We start from the raw sequence: 21,589 nt of genomic DNA on the forward strand, positions 1-21,589 counted from the left end.
GTTCACTGTCCTTCGCGGCCGGAGCTTCCGTTGCCGGACGCCGCCAGCGGGACGATCGCACCGGTCTCCGCGGGCTTCGGTACAGCAGGATTCGGTACAGCGGGATTCGGTGCAGCAGGGTTCAGCGCAGCAGGGTTCGCCGCGGCCGTCTCGCGGGCCAGGAACGAGCCCAGCTCCCCGATGGTGCTCATCAGCGGCGCGGGGAACACGACGGTGGTGTTCTTGTCCACGCCGATCTCCACCAGGCTCTGCAGATTGCGCAGCTGCAAGGCGAGCGGGTGCGCCATCATGGTGTCCGACGCGTCGCCCAGCGCGGCCGCGGCCAGCGACTCGCCCTCGGCGCTGATGATCTTGGCGCGCTTCTCGCGCTCGGCCTCGGCCTGCCGGGCCATCGCGCGTTTCATGGTGTCGGGCAGCTGGATGTCCTTCAGCTCCACGAGCGTGACCTCCACGCCCCAGTCGAGCGTGGTGACGTCGAGGATCTCGCGAATGCCGGAGTTGATGCTGTCGGTCTCGGACAGCGTCTCGTCCAGCGTGTGCCGGCCGACGACCTTGCGCAGGGTGGTCTGGGCGATCTGGTCGATCGCGGCGTAGACGTTCTCGATCGCGACCACGGACTTCACCGCGTCGGTGACCCGGAAGTACGCGACGGCCGAGACGTCGACGCTGACGTTGTCGCGGGTGATGATGCCCTGCGACTGGATCGGCATGGTGATGATCCGCAGCGGGACCCGGCGCAGCACGTCGACCACGGGGATGATCAGCCGCAGCCCGGGCTCGCGCACGCCCTGCACCCGGCCGAGCCGGAACAGCACCCCGCGCTCGTACTGCTTGATCACCCGCACCGTGGCGGCCAGCAGGATCAGCAGCACCACGACGATGACGACGATGATGACGATGTTCATGGCGCTCCTTACGAAATGGCGTCAGTCGGTGATGGTCATCCGGTTGTCGACGGCGGTCACGCCGGGGGCGAACCAGGCGGTCTGCTCGGCCGAGCGCCGTTCGGCGGCGGTGGGCACGTCGCCGGTCAGGGTGACCTGGGTGCCGTCCACGCCGACCTCGACGTGCTGGGACATCTCGGGCATGTGCCGGGTCAGCGCGGCGGTGATCTTCGCCTGCATCTCGGCGGGCGCGGCGGTGGCCGCGGGCCGCAGCGAGATCAGGTTCCGCACGCCGCTGATGCCGGGCAGGCCGGCCACGGCGTTGCGGGCGGCTTCGCGCTGGAACTGCCACGGCACGGCGCCGCGCAGGGTGAGCACGTGGTCGCGGACCTCGACCTGCACGGAGTTCTTCGGCACCACCACGGAACGGCGGTCGAAGATGATCATGGCCTCGCGGGTGAGGTCCGCGTCGTCGGGGACGTCGTGGCCGTGGCGCACCACGATCTTGTCCGCGGTCACGGTCACGCCGTGGACCCGGGTCGCGGCGCGCAGTGCCTCTTCCTTCTCCGGATAGGTCCCCACGTGCCCCGACAGCGTCGCCTCGCCGTCGGTGACGGCCACGCCGATCTCCTCGGCGTTCACACTCGGAGTCCAGGCGAGCTCCTCGTTGACGTCGGTCCGGAGCTGGTGGTCGGGCCGGTGCTGGGTCTGGGTCATTCCTTCACGGTGGCCTCGCCCGCTCCCGCGGCGTAGGGCCGCTGGGCCTTTCTTGCAGGGCCCTTCGGCGCGCCGGGCGTAACCTGGCGGGGTGGCCGACCCGCGCGTGATCACGGTGTTCCTGGTCGACGACCACGAGCTGGTGCGCCGTGGCGTCGCCGAGCTGATCGACGACGAGGACGACCTGACGGTGGCCGGCCAGGCCTCTTCGGCCGCCGAGGCGCTGGCCCGGGTGCCCGCGCTCCGCCCGGACGTCGCGGTGCTGGACGTCCGGCTGCCCGACGGCGACGGCGTCGAGCTGTGCCGCGAGCTGCGGGCCAAACTGCCCGGGCTGCGCTGCCTGATGCTCACCTCGTTCACCGACGAGCAGTCGATGGTCGACGCGGTGCTCGCGGGCGCCGACGGGTACGTGATCAAGGACGTCAAGGGACTCCAGCTGGTCGAGGCCATCCGCCGGGTCGGCGCGGGTGGGAGCCTGCTCGACGAGCGCGCGGTGGCGGCGCTGGTGGCGAAGCTGCGTCAGGGCGCGGGGGAGCCGGGCCCGCTGGCCGGGCTGACCGCGCAGGAGCGGGTGCTGCTCGACCTGATCGGCGAGAGCCTGACCAACCGCGAGATCGCCGAGCGGATGTTCCTGGCCGAAAAGACCGTGAAGAACTACGTTTCGCGGCTGCTGGCCAAGCTGGGCATGGAACGGCGGACCCAGGCCGCGGTGCTCGTCACCGGGATCCACGACGAGCAGCGCCGCCCGGGCGGCTGATCACCGCAGGCCCGCGGAGAACGGGTGCTCGTCACTGGTCACGACGTCCTCCAGCCGGACCGGGGTGAACGGCTCGACCGGCGCGCCGTGCCCGAGCCGCAACATGACCTGGGGCCACAGGCCGCCGCCGAGCAGTTGCCGTAGCTCGCGCCGCGGCCCGGGCTGGGCCATCACGGTGGACCACAGCACCGAAGACAGGCCCGAAGCCGTCGCGGTCAGCAGGACGCGCTGCATGGCCTGGCCCGCCTGAAGCAGCGCGAGATTGGTGTCGTGCAAGGAACCCACGACCACGAGCAGGCGGTCCGGCTGCACGTCGAAGTCCGTCCGGTCGCCGGTTTCCGGCGCCGCGCGGTCCATGATTTCGCGCAGCAGCGGGATTTGCCCGGGCTCGACGGTGGCGAGCCACGACCGCTCGATCTCCGCGGCCCGGCGCAGTTCCCGCTGGACCTCCGGCGGGACGGCCGCGGAGGTGAACGGGGGCCGGTTGCCGCGGCGGACCGGGATCGCCTCGGCCAGCCGGCGGTCCACCGGCGAGACCGGCTCGTGCCCGCGGGGGCACACGACCGCCAGCAGGTCCGGGCGTCCCGCCATCGGCAGCAGCCGCACGTCGGGGTGGCTGCCGTGGGCCTTGATCGCCGCCCGGAGGTTCAGCAGCGCCACCCCGCAGCTCAGGAGCTGCTCACGCCGCTGCGGGCCGTCGTCGATGTCCGCGTACAGCTCGATCGCCCCCGGCGTGCACTGGAACCGCCAGGGCCGGGCGCCCCGCAACGGCGGCGGGGTGGTCGCCATGACGAGGATCTGCCGTACCTGCTCGGTGCTCAGGTGCCCCACGGGCATCACGCCGGTTTTCATCCACTGCTCCCTGGATCGTGTGAAGTTCGGGCTGACCATCCGCCACGGCGGCGCCGGGGGCCCAGTGCCGAACGTCCCGCGTCGCGCGGCGAAGGTCGCCGGTTTCCGGTCGGGCCCGCTCCGGTGTGCGAGGGTGGGCCCATGGCCGACGCCGATTTCCGGCCGGCCGGGCCGCCCTTCGACCGGGGCGAGGCCTCGTCGGTGCGCGCCCGGATGGACGCGCTGCTTTCGGCCGTGCTGGCGTTCTCCGCGCGCCCGGAGCTGGAGCACACCGCCGACCGGATCGTGGCCACGGCCGTGGACCTGGTCGGCGCCCGGTACGGCGCGCTGGCCGTGCTCGACGAGGACGGGACGACCACCGAGTTCGCCGTCGCGGGCCTGGACGACGAGGCCCGCGACCGCGTCGGGCCGCCGCCGTCCGGGCACGGGGTGCTCGCCGAGATCGCCGACGGCCCGCTGCGCGTGGACGACCTCGGTCCGCTCGAGCTGCCCGCGGGCCATCCGCCGGTGCGGACTTTCCTCGGCGCTCCGTTACGGGCCCGCGGCGTCCTGCTCGGCCGGCTTTACTTGGCGGGCAAGCGATCCGGGCCGGGATTCACCGAGGACGACGAGCGCGCGATCGTCGCGCTCGCGGGCGCGGCCTCGATCGCGGTGGACAACGCGCGGCTGCACGCGGAGGCCCGCGACCGGCAGCGGTGGCTGGAGGCGACCGGCGAGATCTCCTCGGCGTTGCTGAGCGGCACCGACGTGGTCGAGGTGCTGCGCCTGGTCGCCAGCCGCGCGGTCGAGCTCACCGGCGCCGACGACGCGTTGATCGCGCTGCCGGTCGAGCCGTCCGGCGCCCTCGTCGTGACGGTGTGCGCCGGCCCGCACGCCGACGCGCTGACCGGCCGCCGGATCCCGCTGGAGGGGTCCACCTCCGGCGCGGTGCTGCGCGATCACGCGCCGCGCAACGTGCCCCGCCTGGAGTTCGACCTGACCGGCGCCGCGGGCCTGGGCCCCGCGCTGGCGGTCCGGCTGCGGTCGGGGGAGTCGACCGCCGGCGTGCTGCTGGCCGTCCGCGCGCCCGGCGCGGCGAGGTTCGACGAGCACCAGCTGCAGATCGTCTCCGCTTTCGCCGACCAGGCGGCGCTGGCGCTGCGGGACGCGGAGAGCCAGTCCGCGCGCCGGGAGCTGGCGCTGGTGGTGGACCGCGACCGGATCGCCCGCGACCTGCACGACCACGTGGTGCAGCGGCTGTTCGCGGTCGGCCTGTCGATGCAAGGGACCCACCGGCGCACGGACTCGCCGGTCGTGGCCGAGCGGCTGACCCAGCACATCGGGCAGCTCCAGGAGGTCATCGAGGAGATCCGCAGCGCGATCTTCGACCTGCACGCCGCGCCGGGCCGCAAGCAGGGCCTGCGCGCGAGCCTGCAGCACGCCGTCAGCGACACGACCGGCGATGCGGACATCCGGACCACAGTGCGGATTTCCGGTGCGCTCGACCGCGTGCCCGCCGGGCTGGCCGAGCACGCCGAGGCGGTGGTCCGGGAGGCGGTCAGCAACGTGCTGCGGCACGCGAACGCGGCCGAGCTGGCCATCACCGTGTCGCTGGACGACAACCTCGTCATCGACGTCTCCGACACCGGGTCCGGCCTGCCGCCGGCCGTCGTGCGCAGCGGGCTGCGCTACCTCGAACAGCGGGCGGCCGAGGCGGGCGGCAGCTTCCGGCTGGAGCGCCGCGAGTCCGGCGGGACCCGTCTCGTGTGGACGGTCCCGGTTCCCTGAACCCGTTCGGCGGCAACGGATCGACGGCACCATTGAGCACGCGCTGGCCGGGATCTCAGTGGTCTTGCCTCCCAGCGCTGGTGACCGCGCTGGTGCCGTGACACACTGGAGGTCCAACGTTCCCATGGCGCCCCCACGGCGCCGGCTCCGGACCGCGGCGGGGACGCCGACGCCGCTACCACCGGATTGCCGAAGGGGATCGCGCCGATGCCGAGCACTGCCGTGCCGTCGTATGGCCTGCCGGGCGTGCCTCGCGAGACCCTGACCGGGCGTGCAGCGGAAGTTCCCGGTGCCCGGTGACCGAGGTCGAGGTGCTGCGGGCGAGTGTGCTGGCCGCGCTCGGCGAGGGCGGGGCCGGTCGCGGGGTCGACACCGTCGGACGGGTGTGCCGCGCCTGCGTCCGGCTGTTGCCGGTGGACGGGGCCGCGGTGTCGGTGATGGCCGACGCCGGACGGCGGGAGCTGGTCTACGCCAGCGACGAGGTGAGCACCGCATTGGCCGAGCTGCAGTTCTCCCTCGGCGAGGGCCCGTGTTTCGAGGCCCACCGCACCGGCGGCCCGGTGCTGGTGCCCGACCTCGCGGCCGGGCTGGTGTCCGGCTGGCCGATGTTTGCCGCCGAGGCGGCGGGGCACCCGGTGGGGGCGCTGTTCACCTTCCCGCTGCAGATCGGCGCGGTCCGGGTGGCGACCCTGGACACCTACCGCGCGACGCCCGGTCCGCTCACCCCGGCGGAGCTCGCCACGGCACTGCGGGTGGCCGACGTGGCCGCGCTCGCCTTGTCCGGGCTGCAGGCCGACGGCACGGGCTGGCTGGACGGCGACGGGCCGTGGCTCGCGGCGTCGGTCATGCGGCACCGGGAGGTGCACCAGGCCACCGGCATGCTGATCGCGCAGCTGGACGTTTCGGCCGCCGGCGCGCTGGCGCGGATGCGGGCCTATGCGTTCGGCCACGGCCGTCCGCTGGCCGAGGTCGCCGCCGACATCGTCGCCGGGCGGCTGGAGTTGGACGCCGACCCGGGGCAGGGACCACTATGAAGGCAGCGAGCAGGAATCCAGGTGATGGCAGGCATGGCCGATCGTGAACGACAGGTGACCCGGGCGTTCGTCGCGCTGGCCGACACACTGGTCGACGACTACGACATCGCCGATCTGCTGCACACGCTGGTCGGGCAGTGCGTGGCGCTGCTCGACGTCGCCGCGGCCGGGCTGACGCTGGCCGACGAGCGCGGCAGCCTGCAGGTGCTGGCCTCCTCCACCGAGCAGGCCCGGCTGATCGAGCTGTTCCAGCTCAACATCGACGAGGGCCCGTGTGTCGACTGCTTCACCGGCCAGGTGCCGGTGCTGGTCGCCGACATCGCCGCCCAGTCCGCACGCTGGCCACGGTTCGCGGCCGAGGCGGCCCGCGACGGGTTCGCCTCGGTGCACGCGCTGCCGCTGCGGCTGCGGAAGCAGACCATCGGCGCGCTGAACCTGTTCGGCCACCGTCCGGGCGAGCTCGGGGCCGACGATCTCGGGCTGGCGCAGGGCCTGGCCGACACGGCGACCATCGGCATCCTGCAGGAGCGGGCCATCCGGCGCGGGGAGATCCTGTCCGAGCAGCTGCAGACCGCGTTGAACAGCCGGGTGATCATCGAGCAGGCCAAGGGCGTGCTCTCGGTGGTCGGCGGGCTGGCCATGGACGACGCGTTCAGCGTCCTGCGCGACTACTCCCGCAGCACCAACTCCCGGCTGAGCGAGGTCGCCCGCGCCCTCGCCGACCGGACACTCGATCCGAGGGTCTTGCTGACCCGTTCGGCGGCGCGCGAGCGCTGAGGCGGGATCGGGCCTTCGAAGGGAACATCATGGAAGTCCAGATCAGCACCGACAACAACGTGCACGGCGGGGACGAGCTGAACCAGTACGTCGAAGCCGAGCTGCGGTCGGCGCTGTCGAGGTTCAGCGACCACCTGACCCGGCTCGAAGTCCACCTGGGTGACGAAATCGCTTCCGGCGCCGAAGGCGTGGACCGCCGATGCGTGATCGAAGCCCGCCCCGCCGGCCGCCCGCCCGTCGCGGTCACCCACCACGCCGGCTCGGTCGACGAGGCCCTCGGCGGCGCGGTGCGCAAACTCGAAAGCCTGCTCGAGACCAAATACGGCCGCACCGACCACCGCAAAGGCGGCGACTCCATCCGCCACAGCCCCACCGGCGATCCACGATGAGATCGCGCGCCCGCGCGCGGCAGGCGTAGGCTTCGGCCAAGACCCCAGACCTCGGTACCACCGATCGGCCGCCCCGCGGCAGCCGACGACCGAGGAGGGCCGGACCTTGGGGAGAAACCCACGTTGGCCGAGCCCTGCCGGACCATGAGCCGGGCATTGGTGACTGGGCGGTCGCACTCGCGCGGGGTGGCTGTTGCGGGTGGACGGGTCTTTGTTCGCGACGCGCTCGTTTGGCTGGATGCCGCTCGCGCCAGGATCCGCGGTGATACCGATGAGGGCCCGGTCGTCGTCTGGCCGGGCGCCGTTCGCGCCGTGGCCAAGATCCGCGGCGACACTGGCGGGACCCTCGCGCTCGTCTGGCCGGATATCCGTTCTGCTGCGCCGAGGATTCGCCGCGACACCGGCGGGACCTTCGCGCCTGCGCGACCGGGCGCCGTTCGCGTTGTGGCCAAGATCCGCCGCGCCAACCGGCGCCCCATTTCCGGCACGCCACAGGCGCTCCGGCCGAGACCGGCCGGCCTCGGCCACGAGCCCCGCACCGGGCACCCACCCCCGGCGCCGCACGTGATCTCCCCCTGACACCCCGGACCGACCACCGCATCCACCGCACCCCTCGCGGTGCCCGGCCGTCGCCGGCTTCCGGCACCCGTTCTACTCGGAGGTCCACAATGGACTACGTCATACCCGCCGCCCGCCCGGAGCCGGGCCGGACCCGGGGCAGCGATTACGCCGAGCTGTCCGAACTGGTGAAGGAAGCCGGGCTGCTGCGCCGCCGTCCGTACTACTACGCGCTGCGGGGCGGGGTGACCCTGCTGGTGTTCGCCGGCGCCTGGGTGCTGTTCGCGTTGCTGGGCGGCACCTGGTGGCAGATGGGCACGGCGGTGCTGCTGGCCGTGGCGTACACGCAGCTGTCGTTCCTCGGCCACGATGCCGGGCACAAGCAGATCTTCCGCGGCCGCCGCGCCAACGACGCGGTCGGCTCGGGACTGGCCGGACTGGTCGGCCTCAGCTACGGCTGGTGGGTCGGCAAGCACAACCGCCATCACGCGAACCCGAACGTCGAGGGCGCCGACCCGGACATCGACATGCCCGCGCTCGCGTTCAGCGCCCCGCAGGGCCAGGGCCGGACGGGGTTCCTGCGCTGGATGGCGAAATACCAGGCGTTCCTGTTCTTCCCGCTGCTCCTGCTGGAAGGCCTCGACCTGCACTGGTCCGGCATCAAAGCGGTCTGGAACGGGGGACTGCGAGCCCGGCGGCTCGAGGCGGCACTGCTGACCGTCCACATCGGAGGGTACCTGGCCGCGGTGTTCCTGGTCCTGCCGCTCGGCCAGGCTTTGGTGTTCATCGCGGTGCACCAGGCCCTGTGGGGTGTCTACATGGGATGCTCCTTCGCGCCCAACCACAAGGCCATGCCGCACCTGGAGGAAGGCCACCAGCTGGACTTCCTGCGCCGCCAGGTGCTGACCTCCCACAACGTCAACGGCGGCCGCTGGGTGGTCGTCGCCCTCGGCGGCCTGAACTACCAGATCGAGCACCACCTGTTCCCGAGCATGCCGATGTCGACGCTGCGCCGGGCCCAGCCGCTCGTCCGCGAGTTCTGCGCCGCGCACGGCATCAGCTACAGCCAGGGCGGACTGCTGGCCTCCTACCGGCAGATCCTGCGTCACCTGCACGAGGTCGGCGCCCCCTTGCGCGCCGCCGACGCCGCCCGGCCACGGCCCTAGCCCGGTCCACCCCAACCGATTCCGTCTGACCGTCCCGCCCGTCGATCGTCGCCAGCCGATCCCAGCCTCCCTTCCCGCTCCGCCGATTCCGGCCCGATCCGAACGTTGAGGTGCGCCATGCTCACTCGAACCGTCGTCACCGTTCTGGTCGTGCTGGCGGTCGCGTTCGGGGCGGTGGGGCTGGTGGCGATCCCGCCCGGCGCGCTGGCCGGGTGGGTGCTGCTGGCCGGGGCAGTGGGCCTGATCGTCTGGCAGGGGGTCGGGCATCTGCCGGAGAATCGGTTCGTGGCGCGGCCCCGGCGGCCGGCCTGGTGGGCCGGCGTCGCAGCGGCGGCGTTGTGCTTGACCTTCTGCCTGGCGGTCACCGGTCTGGTCGCGGTGGCCGGCGCTGCCACGGCCGTGAGTTCGACGTTGCTGCTCCTGGCCGTCGCGGCCTGGGCCGGGTGGCGTTCCACGCCGGCGAAGACACCTCGGGCCGAGGTGCCGCCCGTGCGCTTCTCGGTGGTCCCGCCGCCGCTCGTGGCCGCGGACCTTGCCACCGACGAACTGTGCGTCGCCTGGCGCCGGAGTTACCTGGAGTTGCTGCGGGCCGTCGACGAGCCGACGCGGCAGCGGGTCGTCGTGCAGCGGCAGGAGTACCTCGACGAGCTGGAACGCCGTGACAGTCTCGGCTTCGCCCGCTGGCTCGACAGCGGCGCCCGCGCCGGCAGCGACCCCCGGCGATTCCTCACCAGCGGCGGCTGACGGTGACCGAACTCGAAGCCTGGGCGACCGCGAGACCCTTGGCCTGGAGCGACAGCAGCCGCGCAGTACTCCACGACGCTCTGGCCCGGGCCACGCCGCAACCGTGGCCCGTCGACCTCGGCGACCAGGAAGTCGTGTTCCGCGAGCCATCCGGCGGGCAAGCCCTCGACAGCGCGGCTTTGTATCGCTGTGGTGCCGCGCTGGCAGCAGCGTGGACGGTCCTGCGAGTCCTCGGCCACGACCTCGTCGCCGAATTCCCCCAGGAGCCGGGACAGCTCGCCGTCCTGCGCGTGATCGGCCGCAGCTCACCGGCCGCCCAGGATTGGCGGCGCTACGCGGCGATCAGGGACCTAACCACGCCAGACGCCGTCCTGACACCCGCACCGCCGGCCGCAGTGCAGGCGATCATCGACGACGGCGCGTGGCCGGAAACTGCGCTGGAGATCGTGGACGACAGCGCCTGGCCGGACCCGGACCGTCCACAATGGCCATTCACGCCCGGGTCCGCGATCCTGGTGCTCACGAACGGCAACGCCCGCTGCCACCACGTCCTGGCCGGGGCCGCGGTGCACCGGGCACGGCTTTCGGCCGCCGCGTCCGGCTTCCGCGCCGAGGTGATCACCGGCCCACGGCCGCGCGCTGTGGCACTGCCCGGCTTCCCCCACGCGCTGCTGCGGTTCGGCGCCCCCGGCTGAATCCGCGGGCCGAACCCGCATCCCCGCGCGTGATGCCTGATGGGACGTCGGCGATGCTGTGTGTGTGGAGTACGTGTCGAGAGTGCCGCGACCGCCGCTGGACGGGCTGATCGACGACCTCTACTACCTCGACGGCGCACCCCCGTACGCGCGGCTGACCTTGCCGCCGATGCCGTCGGCGTTCCTCATCGTCAACCTCGGGGCTCCGTTCCGCATCCGCGCCGGCACCGACCTCGAGACGGCCGAGTACGCCGACGGCTGCGTGGTCACCACGCCCACCCGCGCGTTGGAATTCGGCTACCCGCTCCGGACGCGGTCCATCGGCGTGCACTTCAAGCCCTGGGGGCCGGCGCCGTTCCTGCCGATGCCCGCGGCCGAGCTGTGCGACCGGCCGGTGACCTTGGAGCAGGTCTGGGGCCGGCCCGCCACCACCGAGCTGCGCGACCGGCTGGCCACGGCGGACGGACCGCAGGAGATGCTGACCCTGCTCGAGGAAGAGCTGATGCGACGGCTGCGCGAGACCGACGGCCTGGGGCTGGTCCGCCACGCGAGCAGCGTCATCGCGACGACCAGCGGGGCGGTGGCGATCGGCGACCTGAGCGTCGCGGCCGGGGTCAGCACCACTCATCTGGCGCAGCGGTTCAAGGAACTCATCGGTGTCACGCCGAAGCGGCTGGCCCGCACCCACCGCTTCGCCGCCACCGTGTTCGCGATCGACCCCGCCGGGCCGATCGACTGGGGCGCCCTCGCCGGTGGCGCGGGCTACTTCGACCAGGCCCACTTCGGCCACGAGTTCCGCGCGTTCACCGGGCTCACGCCGACCCGGTACCTCGAAGTCCGGCGCCGGTTCCTGCTCGAACATCCCGGCCACGTGCTGGACAGCTGGCCGCTGCCGGTCGATTGAATTCTTACAAGAGCGGCAGCTCGCGACGCGCTAGTTTGGGGCACCCGAAACAGAGGAGAGCCCCGTGGGCAAGGTCGTCATGTACAGCTCGGTGTCGGTGGACGGCTTCGTCGCGGACGAGCACGACCAGCCCGGGCCGCTGTTCGACTGGCTGTCCGGCGGTGACATCCCGCTGGACGAGAGCGGCTACGTGAAGGTGTCGCAGACCTCCTACGACTACACCCGGCCGTACTGGGACCAGATCGGGACGACCATCGTCGGCCGCCACGTCTTCGACCTGACGGACGGCTGGGACGGGAAGCCGCCGAGCGGGATCGACCACGTGGTCGTCGTGACCCACCGGCCGGCGCCCGAGGGCTGGGACCCCGGGGCGCCGTTCCACTTCGTCGACGGCGTCGAGGCAGCCGTGGCCAAGGCGCAGGAGCTTGCGGGGGACCGCATCGTCGAGGTCGCCGCCGGCGACGTCGGTGGCCAGGTGCTGGCCGCGGGCCTGGTCGACGAGGTGCGGATGGACGTCGTGCCCGTCGTGTTCGGCTCCGGCAAGCGCTACTTCGGGTCGGTCGAGGCGCAGCACCTGCTGGAGGATCCTGACGTGGTTCAGGGGAACCGGGTGCTTCACCTGCGCTACCAGGTGAAGCCCTAGCCGGACGGGGTTTAGACGCCAAGCCGGGGCCCGGAAACAAGACCGGGCGAGCCGCACAGCGCGGCTCGCCCGGACAACCCAGCCGGAAACTCAGGCTCCGGGACCGGAGTAGATCTCGCTCTGCGGCGGGTCCGTCACGGTGACCGGCTTGTCCCAGTCGCTGAAGTTCATCGTGCCCTTGCCCGCCTGCTGCAGGAGCAGCAGGTAGTGCGGCTCGTCGGCGGCGACGTACGCGGTGCCCTCCGAGCTGTTGTACTTCAGCACCGAGGCGCCGTTGACGGTGCTCTTCTCGCCGCCGCTGAAGGTCGTCGTGCCGAGGGAGCCGACGGTGCCGTTGATGAAGGTGCTGTAGTCCAGGAACTCCTTGAAGGCGTCGCCGATGCCCGCGCCGATCTGGGAGGTCGACGGGACCCACTTGTCCTTCAGCTGCGCCACCACGCTGGACCCGGCCGGGATCCCGGCCTCCTTGATCAGCGAGTCGGTGAACCGGAAGTAGTACTTGTCCTTGATGCGCAGGACCGGCACCGCGACGCCGTCCTTGTCGACCGTGCCGCTCGCGCCGTCCTTGCTGAGCTTCAGGTCGAGCTTCACGGTGCCCGCGTCCGAGACGGTGCCCGAGACGTGCACCGAGGAGGCCTGCTTCGCGGCGTCGCTCACCGCGGTGCCGACCTTCGAGGCGGCCAGCACGGCCGGGGCGGCGGACGACGAGGCGGCGGCCGGGGCGGCGGACGGCGTCCCGTTGGTGGGCGAGCCGGCGCAGGCCGTGCAGAGGACGGCGATGGCTCCGGCGGCGGCGAGCGCGCCCGGGCGTAGACGGATCATGTGCGGAAATCCATTCGTGAAAGCCCAGGTACTCCCCCGGGACCCGATCGAGTATCGCCCATAACGGTGATTCGTTACCGATCGGCCGTACTGAGGGTGACCACGGGGCTGTTCTCCACCCCTCGGCCCGCCGGGTGGAGACGGTTCTCCACCCGGGATACGGCCTCGGGCGCACGACTCGCGCGGCCCGGATCCCTAGCGTTGTCCGCATGACGGGGACACCAAGGATCGCGACCATCCGAAAAGGACAGTCGCCGGGGTGCGGGCCCGTGGAAACCACCGAGCGAAGGGGAATTCCCGTGGTTGAGACAACCGACACGGCAGTGGGGCGCACCGAGGGCACGGCGGGCCGGTCGCTCCGGAACCCGGCGACCAAGACCATGCTGAAGACCTTCTTCTGGGACTTCGGCCCGCCGGTGATCGTGTACTTCCTCGCGCAGCTGTTCGGGGCGAGCACCTACGTCGCCCTGCTGGCCGGCACGGTCGTGTCGGGGGCGCGGGTGCTCTGGGTCGCGGCCCGGCAGCGGCAGCTCGACCCGTTCGCCCTGTTCCTGCTGATCATGTTCGGCGTGGGCCTGCTGCTGACCTTCGTGACCGGCGACGTCCGCTTCATGCTGGCCAAGGACTCGGCCACCTCGGCCGTCTCCGGGCTGATCCTGCTGGGCAGCTGCGTGATCGGCCGCCCCCTCGTCTACTACGCGGCCAAGCGGATGGCCGTGTCGTCCGGGCGGCAGGCGGAGTTCGCCGCGACCGCGCAGACGCCGCCGATGCGGCAGCGCTGGCTCCGCATCTGCCTGGTCTGGGGCTTCGGGCTGCTCGCCGAGTCCGCCGTCCGGATCCTGGGCATCTACGTGCTGCCGCTGGACGTCGCGGCCGACCTCTCACAGGTGCTGCAGATCGGCGTCATCGCCGCGCTGCTGTTCTGGACCGTCCGCTCGGCGAAGCGGCCGATCGCCGTCCCGGCCGCGCGCTGACCCGGCCCCACCCACTCAGGAAGACGGGAACGAAGAAATGAGCGGAACCCTGCAAGTGGTGCTGATCGTCGCGGCGATCGCCTACATGCTGATCCGGCGGCTGGCCGGGGAGCCGGCCGAAGCCAAGCGGATGCTGATCCTGCCGGCGATCCTGACCGTCATCGGCATCACCAACCTCGACGGCCTGAGCCACTCCGGCACGGCGGTCCTGTTCCTCGTCGGGACGCTGCTGATCAGCGTGGTCCTCGGCGCCCTGCGCGGCGCCAGCATCCGGCTTTCGCGGCGGAACGGCATCGTTTTCATGCGCTACACCTGGGTGACCGTCGTGCTCTGGGTCGCCAACATCGCGGTGAAGTTCGGCGGGAACCTGCTGCTCGGCGCGATCGACAAGAGCGACGCGGCGGCCCTGGGCAACACGGTGCTCCTGACCCTCGGCGTCGGCATGCTGCTGGAGGGCGTGGTGGTGCTGGGCCGGGCGCTGCGCAGCGGCGAGCAGGTCATCTGGGCCCAGGGCCGGGACGGCGCGCCGCACCAGACCTCGCCCTGGCTCGACGACCTCCAGCGGCAGTTCGCCCGCCGCGGCCGCGACTGACGAGCCCGCCCGGCGGGGCGGCGCCCAGCCGTTGCCAATCCGACCGGAAGCAGGCGGATACGCATCCGCCGCCGATCTGCTCGCAGGGACCTGTTTCCGCCGTGGCTGTAGTCGGATTGGCAATGAACAGCACAGTAGGCTGTGAAACGACCGAGACGACATCGAGGACGGCCATGGAGCAGGTGCGGACGCCGCGGACGCGGCCGGGCCGGAGCGCCGAGGACCTGCTCCGGCCGTTCGTCCTCGCCGCGCTGGTCGTGATCACCTCGGTCCAGTTCGCCACCCGCCAGGTCGTTTCCCCGGCGCTCGCGGCCACGCTGCTCGCGGTCGTCGTGCTGCTGCTGGCCGCCGCTTTCCTTCCCTGGACCCGGATCCCGGTGGCCGGCCAGGTCGCCCTCGCGCTGACCACCTCGATCCTTTCCGCGATCCTGCTGCCACTGGCGCAGTCGACGATCGCGCCGGGCTTCGCGTTCATCGCGTCGGTGGTCGCGGGCGAGAAGCTCGCCTCCCGCCGCGCGGCGGCCGTGGTCGCCGCCGTCGGCGCCGTCACCACGGCCGTCGCCGTCTGGCTGGTCGAGGACATCGACCCGGTGGACTCGGGCTGGCCGTGGTGGCTCGGCCTCGCCGTGGCCGCGCCGGTCTACCTCGGCATCTCCCGCCAGAACCACCGTGACGCGGTGCGGAACGCGGAACGGGCGTACCGCTCGGAGGCCCGCGAAGTGGCGCTGCTGGAGCGTGGCCGGATCGCCCGCGAGATCCACGACGTGCTGGGGCACTCGCTCTCGGGCATCTCGCTGCAGCTGGACCTGGCCGATGCGTTGCACGGCAAGGGCCGTGACGGTGAGGCGAACCTGGCCGTCCGGCGGGCCCGCGCGCTGGCCGTCGACAGCATCGCCGAGACCCGGCACGCGATCGAGGCCCTGCGTGAGGACTCCCTGCCGTTGAGCCGGACGCTGGAGCTGATGGCGCTCGGCGACTCCGTCCCGCTGGCGGTGACGGGGGAGCAGTGGCCGGTGCCGACCGAGATCGCGCACGCGGTGATCCGGGCCGCTCAGGAAGCACTGGTCAACGCCGCGAAACACGCGCCCGGCGCGGACCGGTCGATGACGCTCCGGTACACCCCCGGCACGGTCGGCCTGACCGTCGCGAACGGTCCCGCGGCGCGTGAGCCCCGCCCGGGCCCCGCGGCCGGCGGCGGCATGGGGCTGGTCGGCATGCGGGAGCGGATCGCGCTGCTGGGCGGCACATTGAAAGCCGGTCCGGGCGCGGACGGGGCGGGCTGGATCGTCGAACTGGAGATACCGAAGTGACTCTTTCCCTTGTCGTGGTGGACGACCAGGCCTCGGTGCGGGAGGCGCTGGCGGTGATGCTGGACCTCGCGGACGGCATCAGCGTGGTCGCGACCGCCACCCACGGGGGTGAGGCGGTGGAGGCCGTCGAGCGGCACCAGCCGGACGTGGTGCTGATGGACCTGCACATGCCCGTGATGGACGGCGTCGAGGCGACCGGGCGGATCAAGGCCGCCCGGCCGTCGGTGCAGGTGGTCGTGCTGACCACCTTCGACGACGACGAGTCCATCCTGGCCGCGCTCGAGGCCGGTGCCAGCGGCTACCTGACCAAGGAGGCCGACCGCGCGAAGATCGAGCAGGCGGTGCGCAGCGCGGGCGCCGGCCAGGTCGTGCTGGCCCCGGAGGTGCAGCGCCGTCTGCTTTCCCTGGCCACGCGCCGGTCCCGGCCCGCCGAGGAGCCGGAATTCGGCTTCACCGCACGGGAAACCGAGATCCTGGGCCTGATCGGCGAGGGCCTGCGCAACCCGGAGATCGCGGGACGGCTGTTCATCAGCGAGGCCACCGTCAAGACCCACATCAACAACCTCTTCGCCAAAGCGGGCTTCCACTCCCGCGCCGACGCCGTCCGCTACGCCCTGAACACCGCCGAGCCGGGCGGGTACCGGCGCCAGGACTGACCCCGGGCGGCGCCCGGCCGAAGCGCCCCAACGTGGCGTTGGTTGCGTCCAGCGCACCGAACGCCACATTGGGTGCGTCCAGCGCACCGAACGCCGCATTGGGGCGGGTCCGCGTGCGGAGGCGAGCGGCCCGGAGATCTGCGAAGCTGCGGCCATGACCTCTCGGAAGTCTTCCCCGTGGCTCAGCTGGACCACGCTGGCGCCGGTGATCGCGGTGGTCGCGCTGCTGCTGACCTGGGGCCGCACGCTCGGGACCCTGCCGGTGGTCGTGGTCGCGGTGGTGCTCGCGGCCGCCGTGCTGGCGGCGGTGCACCACGCGGAGGTGGTGGCGCACCGGGTGGGGGAGCCGTTCGGGTCACTGGTGCTGGCGGTCGCGGTGACGGTGATCGAGGTGGCGCTGATCATCACGCTGATGATCTCCGGCGGCCCGAAAACCGGCTCGCTGGCGCGGGACACCGTGTTCGCCGCCGTCATGATCACCTGCAACGGGATCCTCGGGCTGTCGCTCCTGGTGGGCGCGTGGCGCAATCCGGTGACCGTGTTCAACGCTGAGGGCTCGGGCTCCGCGCTCGGCACCGTCGCGGCGCTGGCGACGCTCTGCCTGGTGCTGCCCAGTTTCACCTCCGCCCGGCCGGGGCCGGAGTTCTCGCCGACGCAGCTGGGCTTCGCCGCGATCGCCTCGCTGATCCTGTACGGCATGTTCGTGCTCACCCAGACGGTGCGGCACCGCGACTTCTTCCTGCCCGTCGACGCCGAGGGCGCGGTGCTGGAGGACGACGAGCACGTCGCCCCGCCGACCACGAAAGCCGCCCTGACCAGCCTCGGGCTGCTGCTGGTGGCGCTGGTCGCGGTGGTCGGGCTGGCGAAGGTGGAGTCGCCGGCGATCGAGTCCGCGGTGGCCGCGCTGGGGTTCCCGCAGTCGTTCGTCGGCGTGGTGATCGCGCTGCTCGTGCTGCTGCCCGAGACGATCGCCGCGGCCAACGCCGCCCGCCGTGGCCGCGTCCAGGTGAGCCTCAACCTGGCGCTGGGCTCGGCGATGGCCAGCATCGGGCTGACCATCCCGGCGATCGCGATGGCGTCGATCTGGCTGTCCGGGCCGTTGGAGCTCGGCCTGGACCCGACCCAGATCGTGCTGCTGGTGATCACCGTGGTGGTGGGGGTGCTGACGGTCGTGCCCGGCCGCGCCACCCGGCTGCAGGGCGGCGTGCACCTGGTGCTGCTGGCGGCGTTCGTGTTCCTCGCGGCGCTGCCCTGACCGGGGCCGCCGTAAACTCGCCCGTACCGGCGGGTTTCCAGGAGGACAAGGCGCATGGCACGACGCGGTGACGCGCTGCGGGAGCACATCCTGTGGGCGGCGAAGGACGTCTTCATCGAGACCGGCTTCGAACGCGCGTCGATGGACGTCGTGGCCGCGCGGGCCGAGACGTCGAAGCGCTCGCTGTACGCGCACTTCGAGAGCAAGGACAAACTGTTCCTCGCCGTGCTCGACCTGGTGCGCGAGCTGTACTTCGAGCAGCTCAAGACCCCGCGTGACTACGCCGCGGACGCGACCGAGGCGACCGTGCTGTTCTGCGGCCGTTTCCTGCAACTGCTGCTGTGGCGCTCCGCGCTCCGCACCTGCCGGCTGAGCATGACCGAGGCCGAGCGCCTGCCGGAGGCGGCGGCCCGCTACTACGACGCGATCTTCGCCACGCCGCAGGAGCGCCTCGCGGCCTTCGCCGGGGAGTCGTTCGACCTCGGCCCGGACGCGGCCGCGAATCTGGCCCGCGAACTGCTCGGGCGCACGGTCTACCCGCGGCTCTTCCGGGCCCTGCTCGGCGTCGAGCCGCCGCTGGACGAGCGGCCTGACGAGGGGTCGATCGCCGCAGACGTCGACCTCGGCGCGATCCGGCGGGCGCTGGCGGACCTGCTGGCGGGAACCGCGCTAGGGTCGTGCGCGTTGGAAAAGCAGTGATCAAGACACCGGAGTGAAGGACGAAGTGCAGGGGATGGCGACGACGAGGGAGTCCGGCTCCGCGGTGGACGGCGACGCGGACGGGTTCACGGTGCCCGCCGGGTTCCTGATGGTGTACAAGTTCGCCATCGAGGAGCTGATGACGAAGCTGCGCATCCTCAGCGAGGAGTTCGACTTCGCCCACCGGCACGACCCGATCGAGCACATCAGCAGCCGGGTCAAGCGGCCCGCGGCCATCGGGCAGAAGCTGCGCCGGCGCGGCCTGGGCACCGACCCCGCGACCATCACCGAGCAGCTCGACGACATCGCCGGCGTGCGCGTGGTCTGCCCGTTCCTGTCCGACGTCTACCACGTCGCGCGGATGCTGACCGGCCAGGACGACGTGGAGCTGGTGCGCAGCAAGGACTACGTGGCGAACCCGAAGGACAACGGCTACCGCAGCCTGCACCTGATCGTGCGGATCCCGGTGTTCCTGTCCGACCGGGTGGAGAAGGTCAAGGTCGAGGTGCAGCTGCGCACCATCGCGATGGACTTCTGGGCCACCCTCGAGCACAAGCTGAACTACAAGTACACCGACCGGCTGCCCGAGGACTTCGCCGGCGAGCTGGCCAGCACCGCGGTGGTGGCCGCGCAGCTGGACACCCGGATGCAGCAGCTGCACGAGCGCATGCGCGGCGCGAACAGCTTCCTCGCCCCGCTCTGACCGTCCTTTTCGGACTGGCCGGTTTTCTGGGACACTGGGTGCTGCTCGGTGTGACGGCAGCGGCACGGAGCGCGACAGGGTCGCTCGGCTGCGGCCGGGGATGGGGGAGCGCGTGGGCAGGTTCGTGCAGGTCGGGCTGGTTGTTGTGATGCTCGGGTCTTTGGCCGGGGCGTGCGGGCAGCCGCCGGGGTCTGGGTCCAGCCAGACGACCGTCACGCAGACCGTCACCGAAACGGCCGGTCCCTCCGCGGCCCCGGTGCCGTCGGCGGAGGGGGACATCGTGGTGCCGGACGTCTCCGGCATGAACCACCAGGACGCGCAGAACAAGATGCAGGCCGCGGGCCTCTACAACCTCCGCGAGGTCGATTCCACCGGCAAGCACCGGGCGATGATCCTCGACCGCAACTGGTGCCAGACCGGCCAGGACCCCAAGCCGGGCGCCAAGGTCGGGAAGCAAGCAGTGATCACCCTGTACGCCCGCAAGTGCGACGAGCACTGAACCCGGCGCTGTCCGTCCCTATCGGACAGTGAACGGGCGGCCGGGTCTGCGACCGTGGCGGCGTGTCCCGAGTGACTCTGGCGTGACTGTGTGCCTGCTCACGGTGACGCGCCGTTTTTGTCGGTGGTGACCCGTATCCTGATCCGGTGAGCAGTCGACGGGTTCGATCCCCGCCTGCGCCCCCCATTCTTCCCGTGAGCGCCCCACGGCGCGGATCTGCAGGAGCCCCACGCATGACGCACACCACGAACGCCTCCTCACCGGCCAGAGAGCGCGCACCGTCCGCGCCCGGGCTGTTGATCGCGGTGCTGGTCGGATCGGCCTTCGTGATGATCCTCAACGAGACGATCCTCAGCGTCGCGCTGCGCGACCTCACCGCCGACCTCGGCGTGCCCACCACCACGATCCAGTGGCTGACCAGCGGATTCCTGCTCACCATGGCGGTGGTCATCCCGACCACGGGCTTCCTGCTCGAACGGTTCAGCCCGCGCAGCGTGTTCCTCTTCTCGATCTCGGCGTTCAGCCTCGGCACGCTGCTGTGCGGCGTGGCGCCCGGGTTCGGGCTGCTGCTGGTCGGCCGGATCGTGCAGGCCTGCGGCACAGCGGTGATGCTGCCGCTGCTGATGACCACGGTGATGCGGCTGGTGCCGGTGCACCGCCGGGGCGCGATGATGGGCACGATCAGCATCGTCATCGCCGTCGCGCCGGCGATCGGGCCGACCATCGGCGGCGCGGTGCTGTCCTCGCTGGGCTGGCGCTGGATGTTCTGGATCGTGCTGCCGCTCTCGCTCGCCGCGCTGGTGATCGGCGCGGTGCGGCTGCGGATCAGCAGCGAGACCCGCGCGGTGCCGCTCGACCTGGTGTCGGTGCTGCTGTCCGCGATCGGGTTCGGCGGGGTGCTGTACGGGCTGTCGACGGCCGGTGAATCCGCTGGCGCGAAGCCGTTTGTGCCGCCGTGGGTGGCCATCGTGGTCGGGGTGGTCTCGCTGGTGGTGTTCACCTGGCGCCAGCTCCGGCTGCAGCGCCGTGACCGGGCGCTGCTGGACCTGCGGCCGTTCACGCACCGCGGGTTCGTGGTGGCGCTGGTGCTGACCGCGCTGCTGTTCATGTGCCTGATCGGCGCGGGCGCGATCCTGCTGCCGCTGTACCTGCAGACCGTGCTGCACACCTCGACCCTGGTGAGCGGCCTGGCCGTGCTGCCCGGCGGCCTGGTCCTCGGCCTGCTCGGCCGCCCGGTCGGCGCCTGGTTCGACAAGGTCGGCTCCCGCCCGCTGGTCATCCCGGGCTCGGCGGCCATGGCGGTCGCGCTGTGGCTGTTCACCACGCTCGGCCCGGGCTCGCCGCTGATCGCGGTGATCGCCATCCACGTGCTGCTGATGGCCGGGCTGGGCCTGATGATGACCCCGCTGATGACCGAGTCCCTCGGCGTCCTGCCCGACCACCTGTACTCCCACGGCAGCGCGATCCTCTCGACCCTGCAGCAGGTCGCCGGCGCCCTCGGCACCACCGTTTTCGTCACCGTCGCCACCCTCGCGAGCGCGAACGGCTCCGCGGCCAGCCCGGACTCCTCAGGCCTGCACGCGTCGTTCATCGTGGCCGGCTGCATCGGCGTCGCGGCCTTCGGCATGTCCTGGCTGGTGCGCTCCACCGGCGGCACCTCGGAGCCCGCACCCGAGCCTGAGCCGGAACTGGAGGCGAAACAGTCCTGAGTGGTGCGCCTGCCTCGGCAACGGCCCCCGCCGCCGTTGCTGGGCACCCCGTCTCGAGCGGTGTGCCCGCTCGGTAACGGCCACTGTTGCCGAGACCGAGGCACGCCGTCTTTTGCGGCCCTGCCTAGCCGCCCTGCCCAGCGGCCGTACCCGGCTACGGCGGCCGTACCTGATGCGCCGCAACAGAATTCTCGGCCGCGCGGCACGTCGGGGCCTACGCCTACGCCGGAGCAGTCCTGAGTGGTGAGGCCCGGCAACGGCCACTGCCGCCGCTGCCGAGGCCCACTGCCCTTAGCGGCCTTGCCTAGCCACCGTCCTTAGCGGCCGTATCTGGCCGCGGTGGCCATACCTGATGCGCCGCAACAGAATCTTGGCCGCGTGGCGCCTCGGAGCCTGTGCCTGAGCCGGAGCTGGAGGCGAAACAGTTCTGAGCGGTGAGCCTCGGCGACGGTCATCGTCGCCGTTGCCGAGGGCCACTGCCCT

The 21,589-nt window shown here is 71.9% G+C and carries 23 protein-coding genes; 19 read left to right on the top strand and 4 right to left on the bottom strand.

From position 1 onward, the window contains the following. Window positions 1-2: 2 nt before the first annotated feature. Together OG371_RS34335 and OG371_RS34340 are read right to left on the bottom strand one after the other, a co-directional pair. Window positions 3-905 (bottom strand): slipin family protein, encoded by a 903-nt coding sequence (locus OG371_RS34335; RefSeq protein WP_329059816.1) that lies wholly within the window; start codon window positions 903-905, stop codon window positions 3-5. Between the two features lie 21 nt (window positions 906-926). Continuing rightward, complete coding sequence (locus tag OG371_RS34340) at window positions 927-1,601, bottom strand: BON domain-containing protein (protein ID WP_329059817.1); 675 nt, start codon at window positions 1,599-1,601, stop codon at window positions 927-929. 106 nt (window positions 1,602-1,707) lie between these two features. Here OG371_RS34340 and OG371_RS34345 point away from each other — a divergent pair, with 106 nt between their 5' ends. Continuing rightward, entirely contained in the window at window positions 1,708-2,358 is a 651-nt protein-coding gene (locus OG371_RS34345; RefSeq protein ID WP_329073351.1) for a response regulator transcription factor, read from the top strand. Here OG371_RS34345 and OG371_RS34350 read toward each other — a convergent pair whose 3' ends face one another. Beyond that, complete coding sequence (locus tag OG371_RS34350) at window positions 2,359-3,210, bottom strand: hypothetical protein (protein ID WP_329059818.1); 852 nt, start codon at window positions 3,208-3,210, stop codon at window positions 2,359-2,361. It lies immediately after the preceding gene. 141 nt (window positions 3,211-3,351) lie between these two features. Here OG371_RS34350 and OG371_RS34355 point away from each other — a divergent pair, with 141 nt between their 5' ends. From OG371_RS34355 to OG371_RS34395, 9 genes are all read left to right on the top strand, one after another. Continuing rightward, window positions 3,352-4,977: a GAF domain-containing sensor histidine kinase gene (locus OG371_RS34355; protein WP_329059819.1), complete on the top strand. Its 1,626-nt coding sequence runs from the start codon at window positions 3,352-3,354 to the stop codon at window positions 4,975-4,977. 296 nt (window positions 4,978-5,273) lie between these two features. Beyond that, window positions 5,274-6,011: a GAF and ANTAR domain-containing protein gene (locus OG371_RS34360; protein ID WP_329059820.1), complete on the top strand. Its 738-nt coding sequence runs from the start codon at window positions 5,274-5,276 to the stop codon at window positions 6,009-6,011. A 33-nt stretch (window positions 6,012-6,044) separates the two neighbouring features. Further along, window positions 6,045-6,788, top strand: coding sequence for a GAF and ANTAR domain-containing protein (locus tag OG371_RS34365; RefSeq protein WP_329059821.1), 744 nt, complete (start codon window positions 6,045-6,047; stop codon window positions 6,786-6,788). Between the two features lie 29 nt (window positions 6,789-6,817). Next, window positions 6,818-7,177: an HPF/RaiA family ribosome-associated protein gene (locus tag OG371_RS34370; RefSeq protein ID WP_329059822.1), complete on the top strand. Its 360-nt coding sequence runs from the start codon at window positions 6,818-6,820 to the stop codon at window positions 7,175-7,177. Between the two features lie 668 nt (window positions 7,178-7,845). Beyond that, entirely contained in the window at window positions 7,846-8,901 is a 1,056-nt protein-coding gene (locus tag OG371_RS34375; protein ID WP_329059823.1) for a fatty acid desaturase family protein, read from the top strand. 117 nt (window positions 8,902-9,018) lie between these two features. Continuing rightward, window positions 9,019-9,645, top strand: a complete 627-nt coding sequence (locus tag OG371_RS34380) for a hypothetical protein (RefSeq protein WP_329059824.1) — start codon at window positions 9,019-9,021, stop codon at window positions 9,643-9,645. Window positions 9,646-9,647: 2 nt separating this feature from the next. After that, on the top strand, window positions 9,648-10,340 hold the full coding sequence (locus OG371_RS34385; RefSeq protein WP_329059825.1) for a hypothetical protein: 693 nt from the start codon (window positions 9,648-9,650) through the stop codon (window positions 10,338-10,340). Window positions 10,341-10,422: 82 nt separating this feature from the next. Then, a complete protein-coding gene (locus OG371_RS34390; RefSeq protein WP_329073352.1) occupies window positions 10,423-11,244 on the top strand; it encodes a helix-turn-helix domain-containing protein in 822 nt (273 codons plus the stop codon). A 64-nt stretch (window positions 11,245-11,308) separates the two neighbouring features. Beyond that, window positions 11,309-11,887: a dihydrofolate reductase family protein gene (locus OG371_RS34395; protein WP_329059826.1), complete on the top strand. Its 579-nt coding sequence runs from the start codon at window positions 11,309-11,311 to the stop codon at window positions 11,885-11,887. A 90-nt stretch (window positions 11,888-11,977) separates the two neighbouring features. On the opposite strand, the gene OG371_RS34400 is transcribed toward OG371_RS34395, so the two are convergent. After that, window positions 11,978-12,709: a hypothetical protein gene (locus OG371_RS34400; protein WP_329059827.1), complete on the bottom strand. Its 732-nt coding sequence runs from the start codon at window positions 12,707-12,709 to the stop codon at window positions 11,978-11,980. A 299-nt stretch (window positions 12,710-13,008) separates the two neighbouring features. Between OG371_RS34400 and OG371_RS34405 the strand changes: the two genes are divergently transcribed. The 9 genes from OG371_RS34405 (at window position 13,009) to OG371_RS34445 (ending at window position 21,106) form a co-directional block, all read left to right on the top strand. Next, window positions 13,009-13,683 carry a VC0807 family protein gene (locus OG371_RS34405; protein WP_329059828.1) on the top strand — a complete coding sequence of 225 codons (675 nt, stop codon included), beginning with the start codon at window positions 13,009-13,011 and terminating at the stop codon, window positions 13,681-13,683. Between the two features lie 37 nt (window positions 13,684-13,720). Next, window positions 13,721-14,275, top strand: a complete 555-nt coding sequence (locus OG371_RS34410) for a DUF1453 domain-containing protein (protein ID WP_329059829.1) — start codon at window positions 13,721-13,723, stop codon at window positions 14,273-14,275. A 173-nt stretch (window positions 14,276-14,448) separates the two neighbouring features. Continuing rightward, window positions 14,449-15,585, top strand: coding sequence for a sensor histidine kinase (locus OG371_RS34415; protein WP_329059830.1), 1,137 nt, complete (start codon window positions 14,449-14,451; stop codon window positions 15,583-15,585). Beyond that, window positions 15,582-16,241 carry a response regulator transcription factor gene (locus OG371_RS34420; RefSeq protein WP_329059831.1) on the top strand — a complete coding sequence of 220 codons (660 nt, stop codon included), beginning with the start codon at window positions 15,582-15,584 and terminating at the stop codon, window positions 16,239-16,241. Before OG371_RS34415 ends, OG371_RS34420 begins: the two co-directional genes overlap by 4 nt. Before the next feature lie 154 nt (window positions 16,242-16,395). Next, on the top strand, window positions 16,396-17,496 hold the full coding sequence (locus OG371_RS34425; protein ID WP_329059832.1) for a calcium:proton antiporter: 1,101 nt from the start codon (window positions 16,396-16,398) through the stop codon (window positions 17,494-17,496). 54 nt (window positions 17,497-17,550) lie between these two features. Continuing rightward, the gene (locus tag OG371_RS34430; protein WP_329059833.1) at window positions 17,551-18,195 is read left to right on the top strand and encodes a TetR/AcrR family transcriptional regulator; all 645 of its coding nucleotides are present in this window, start codon (window positions 17,551-17,553) and stop codon (window positions 18,193-18,195) included. Window positions 18,196-18,304: 109 nt separating this feature from the next. Then, window positions 18,305-18,898: a GTP pyrophosphokinase gene (locus OG371_RS34435; protein ID WP_329073353.1), complete on the top strand. Its 594-nt coding sequence runs from the start codon at window positions 18,305-18,307 to the stop codon at window positions 18,896-18,898. A 112-nt stretch (window positions 18,899-19,010) separates the two neighbouring features. After that, window positions 19,011-19,397, top strand: a complete 387-nt coding sequence (locus tag OG371_RS34440) for a PASTA domain-containing protein (RefSeq protein ID WP_329059834.1) — start codon at window positions 19,011-19,013, stop codon at window positions 19,395-19,397. A gap of 233 nt (window positions 19,398-19,630) precedes the next feature. Beyond that, window positions 19,631-21,106: an MDR family MFS transporter gene (locus OG371_RS34445; protein ID WP_329059835.1), complete on the top strand. Its 1,476-nt coding sequence runs from the start codon at window positions 19,631-19,633 to the stop codon at window positions 21,104-21,106. The last annotated feature ends 483 nt before the right edge of the window (window positions 21,107-21,589 follow it).

The sequence above is a fragment of the Amycolatopsis sp. NBC_01480 genome, from assembly GCF_036227205.1.
GTDB lineage: Bacteria > Actinomycetota > Actinomycetes > Mycobacteriales > Pseudonocardiaceae > Amycolatopsis.

What these genes read in the sequence shown, in the direction of transcription:
- OG371_RS34445 (WP_329059835.1), top strand. Translation starts at nt 19,631, where the DNA reads ATGACGCACACCACGAACGCCTCCTCACCGGCCAGAGAGCGCGCACCG.
- OG371_RS34340 (WP_329059817.1), bottom strand. Translation starts at nt 1,601, where the DNA reads ATGACCCAGACCCAGCACCGGCCCGACCACCAGCTCCGGACCGACGTC.
- OG371_RS34350 (WP_329059818.1), bottom strand. Translation starts at nt 3,210, where the DNA reads ATGAAAACCGGCGTGATGCCCGTGGGGCACCTGAGCACCGAGCAGGTA.
- OG371_RS34425 (WP_329059832.1), top strand. Translation starts at nt 16,396, where the DNA reads ATGACCTCTCGGAAGTCTTCCCCGTGGCTCAGCTGGACCACGCTGGCG.
- OG371_RS34430 (WP_329059833.1), top strand. Translation starts at nt 17,551, where the DNA reads ATGGCACGACGCGGTGACGCGCTGCGGGAGCACATCCTGTGGGCGGCG.
- OG371_RS34410 (WP_329059829.1), top strand. Translation starts at nt 13,721, where the DNA reads ATGAGCGGAACCCTGCAAGTGGTGCTGATCGTCGCGGCGATCGCCTAC.
- OG371_RS34355 (WP_329059819.1), top strand. Translation starts at nt 3,352, where the DNA reads ATGGCCGACGCCGATTTCCGGCCGGCCGGGCCGCCCTTCGACCGGGGC.
- OG371_RS34335 (WP_329059816.1), bottom strand. Translation starts at nt 905, where the DNA reads ATGAACATCGTCATCATCGTCGTCATCGTCGTGGTGCTGCTGATCCTG.
- OG371_RS34435 (WP_329073353.1), top strand. Translation starts at nt 18,305, where the DNA reads ATGGTGTACAAGTTCGCCATCGAGGAGCTGATGACGAAGCTGCGCATC.
- OG371_RS34380 (WP_329059824.1), top strand. Translation starts at nt 9,019, where the DNA reads ATGCTCACTCGAACCGTCGTCACCGTTCTGGTCGTGCTGGCGGTCGCG.
- OG371_RS34375 (WP_329059823.1), top strand. Translation starts at nt 7,846, where the DNA reads ATGGACTACGTCATACCCGCCGCCCGCCCGGAGCCGGGCCGGACCCGG.
- OG371_RS34415 (WP_329059830.1), top strand. Translation starts at nt 14,449, where the DNA reads ATGGAGCAGGTGCGGACGCCGCGGACGCGGCCGGGCCGGAGCGCCGAG.
- OG371_RS34400 (WP_329059827.1), bottom strand. Translation starts at nt 12,709, where the DNA reads ATGATCCGTCTACGCCCGGGCGCGCTCGCCGCCGCCGGAGCCATCGCC.
- OG371_RS34370 (WP_329059822.1), top strand. Translation starts at nt 6,818, where the DNA reads ATGGAAGTCCAGATCAGCACCGACAACAACGTGCACGGCGGGGACGAG.
- OG371_RS34365 (WP_329059821.1), top strand. Translation starts at nt 6,045, where the DNA reads ATGGCCGATCGTGAACGACAGGTGACCCGGGCGTTCGTCGCGCTGGCC.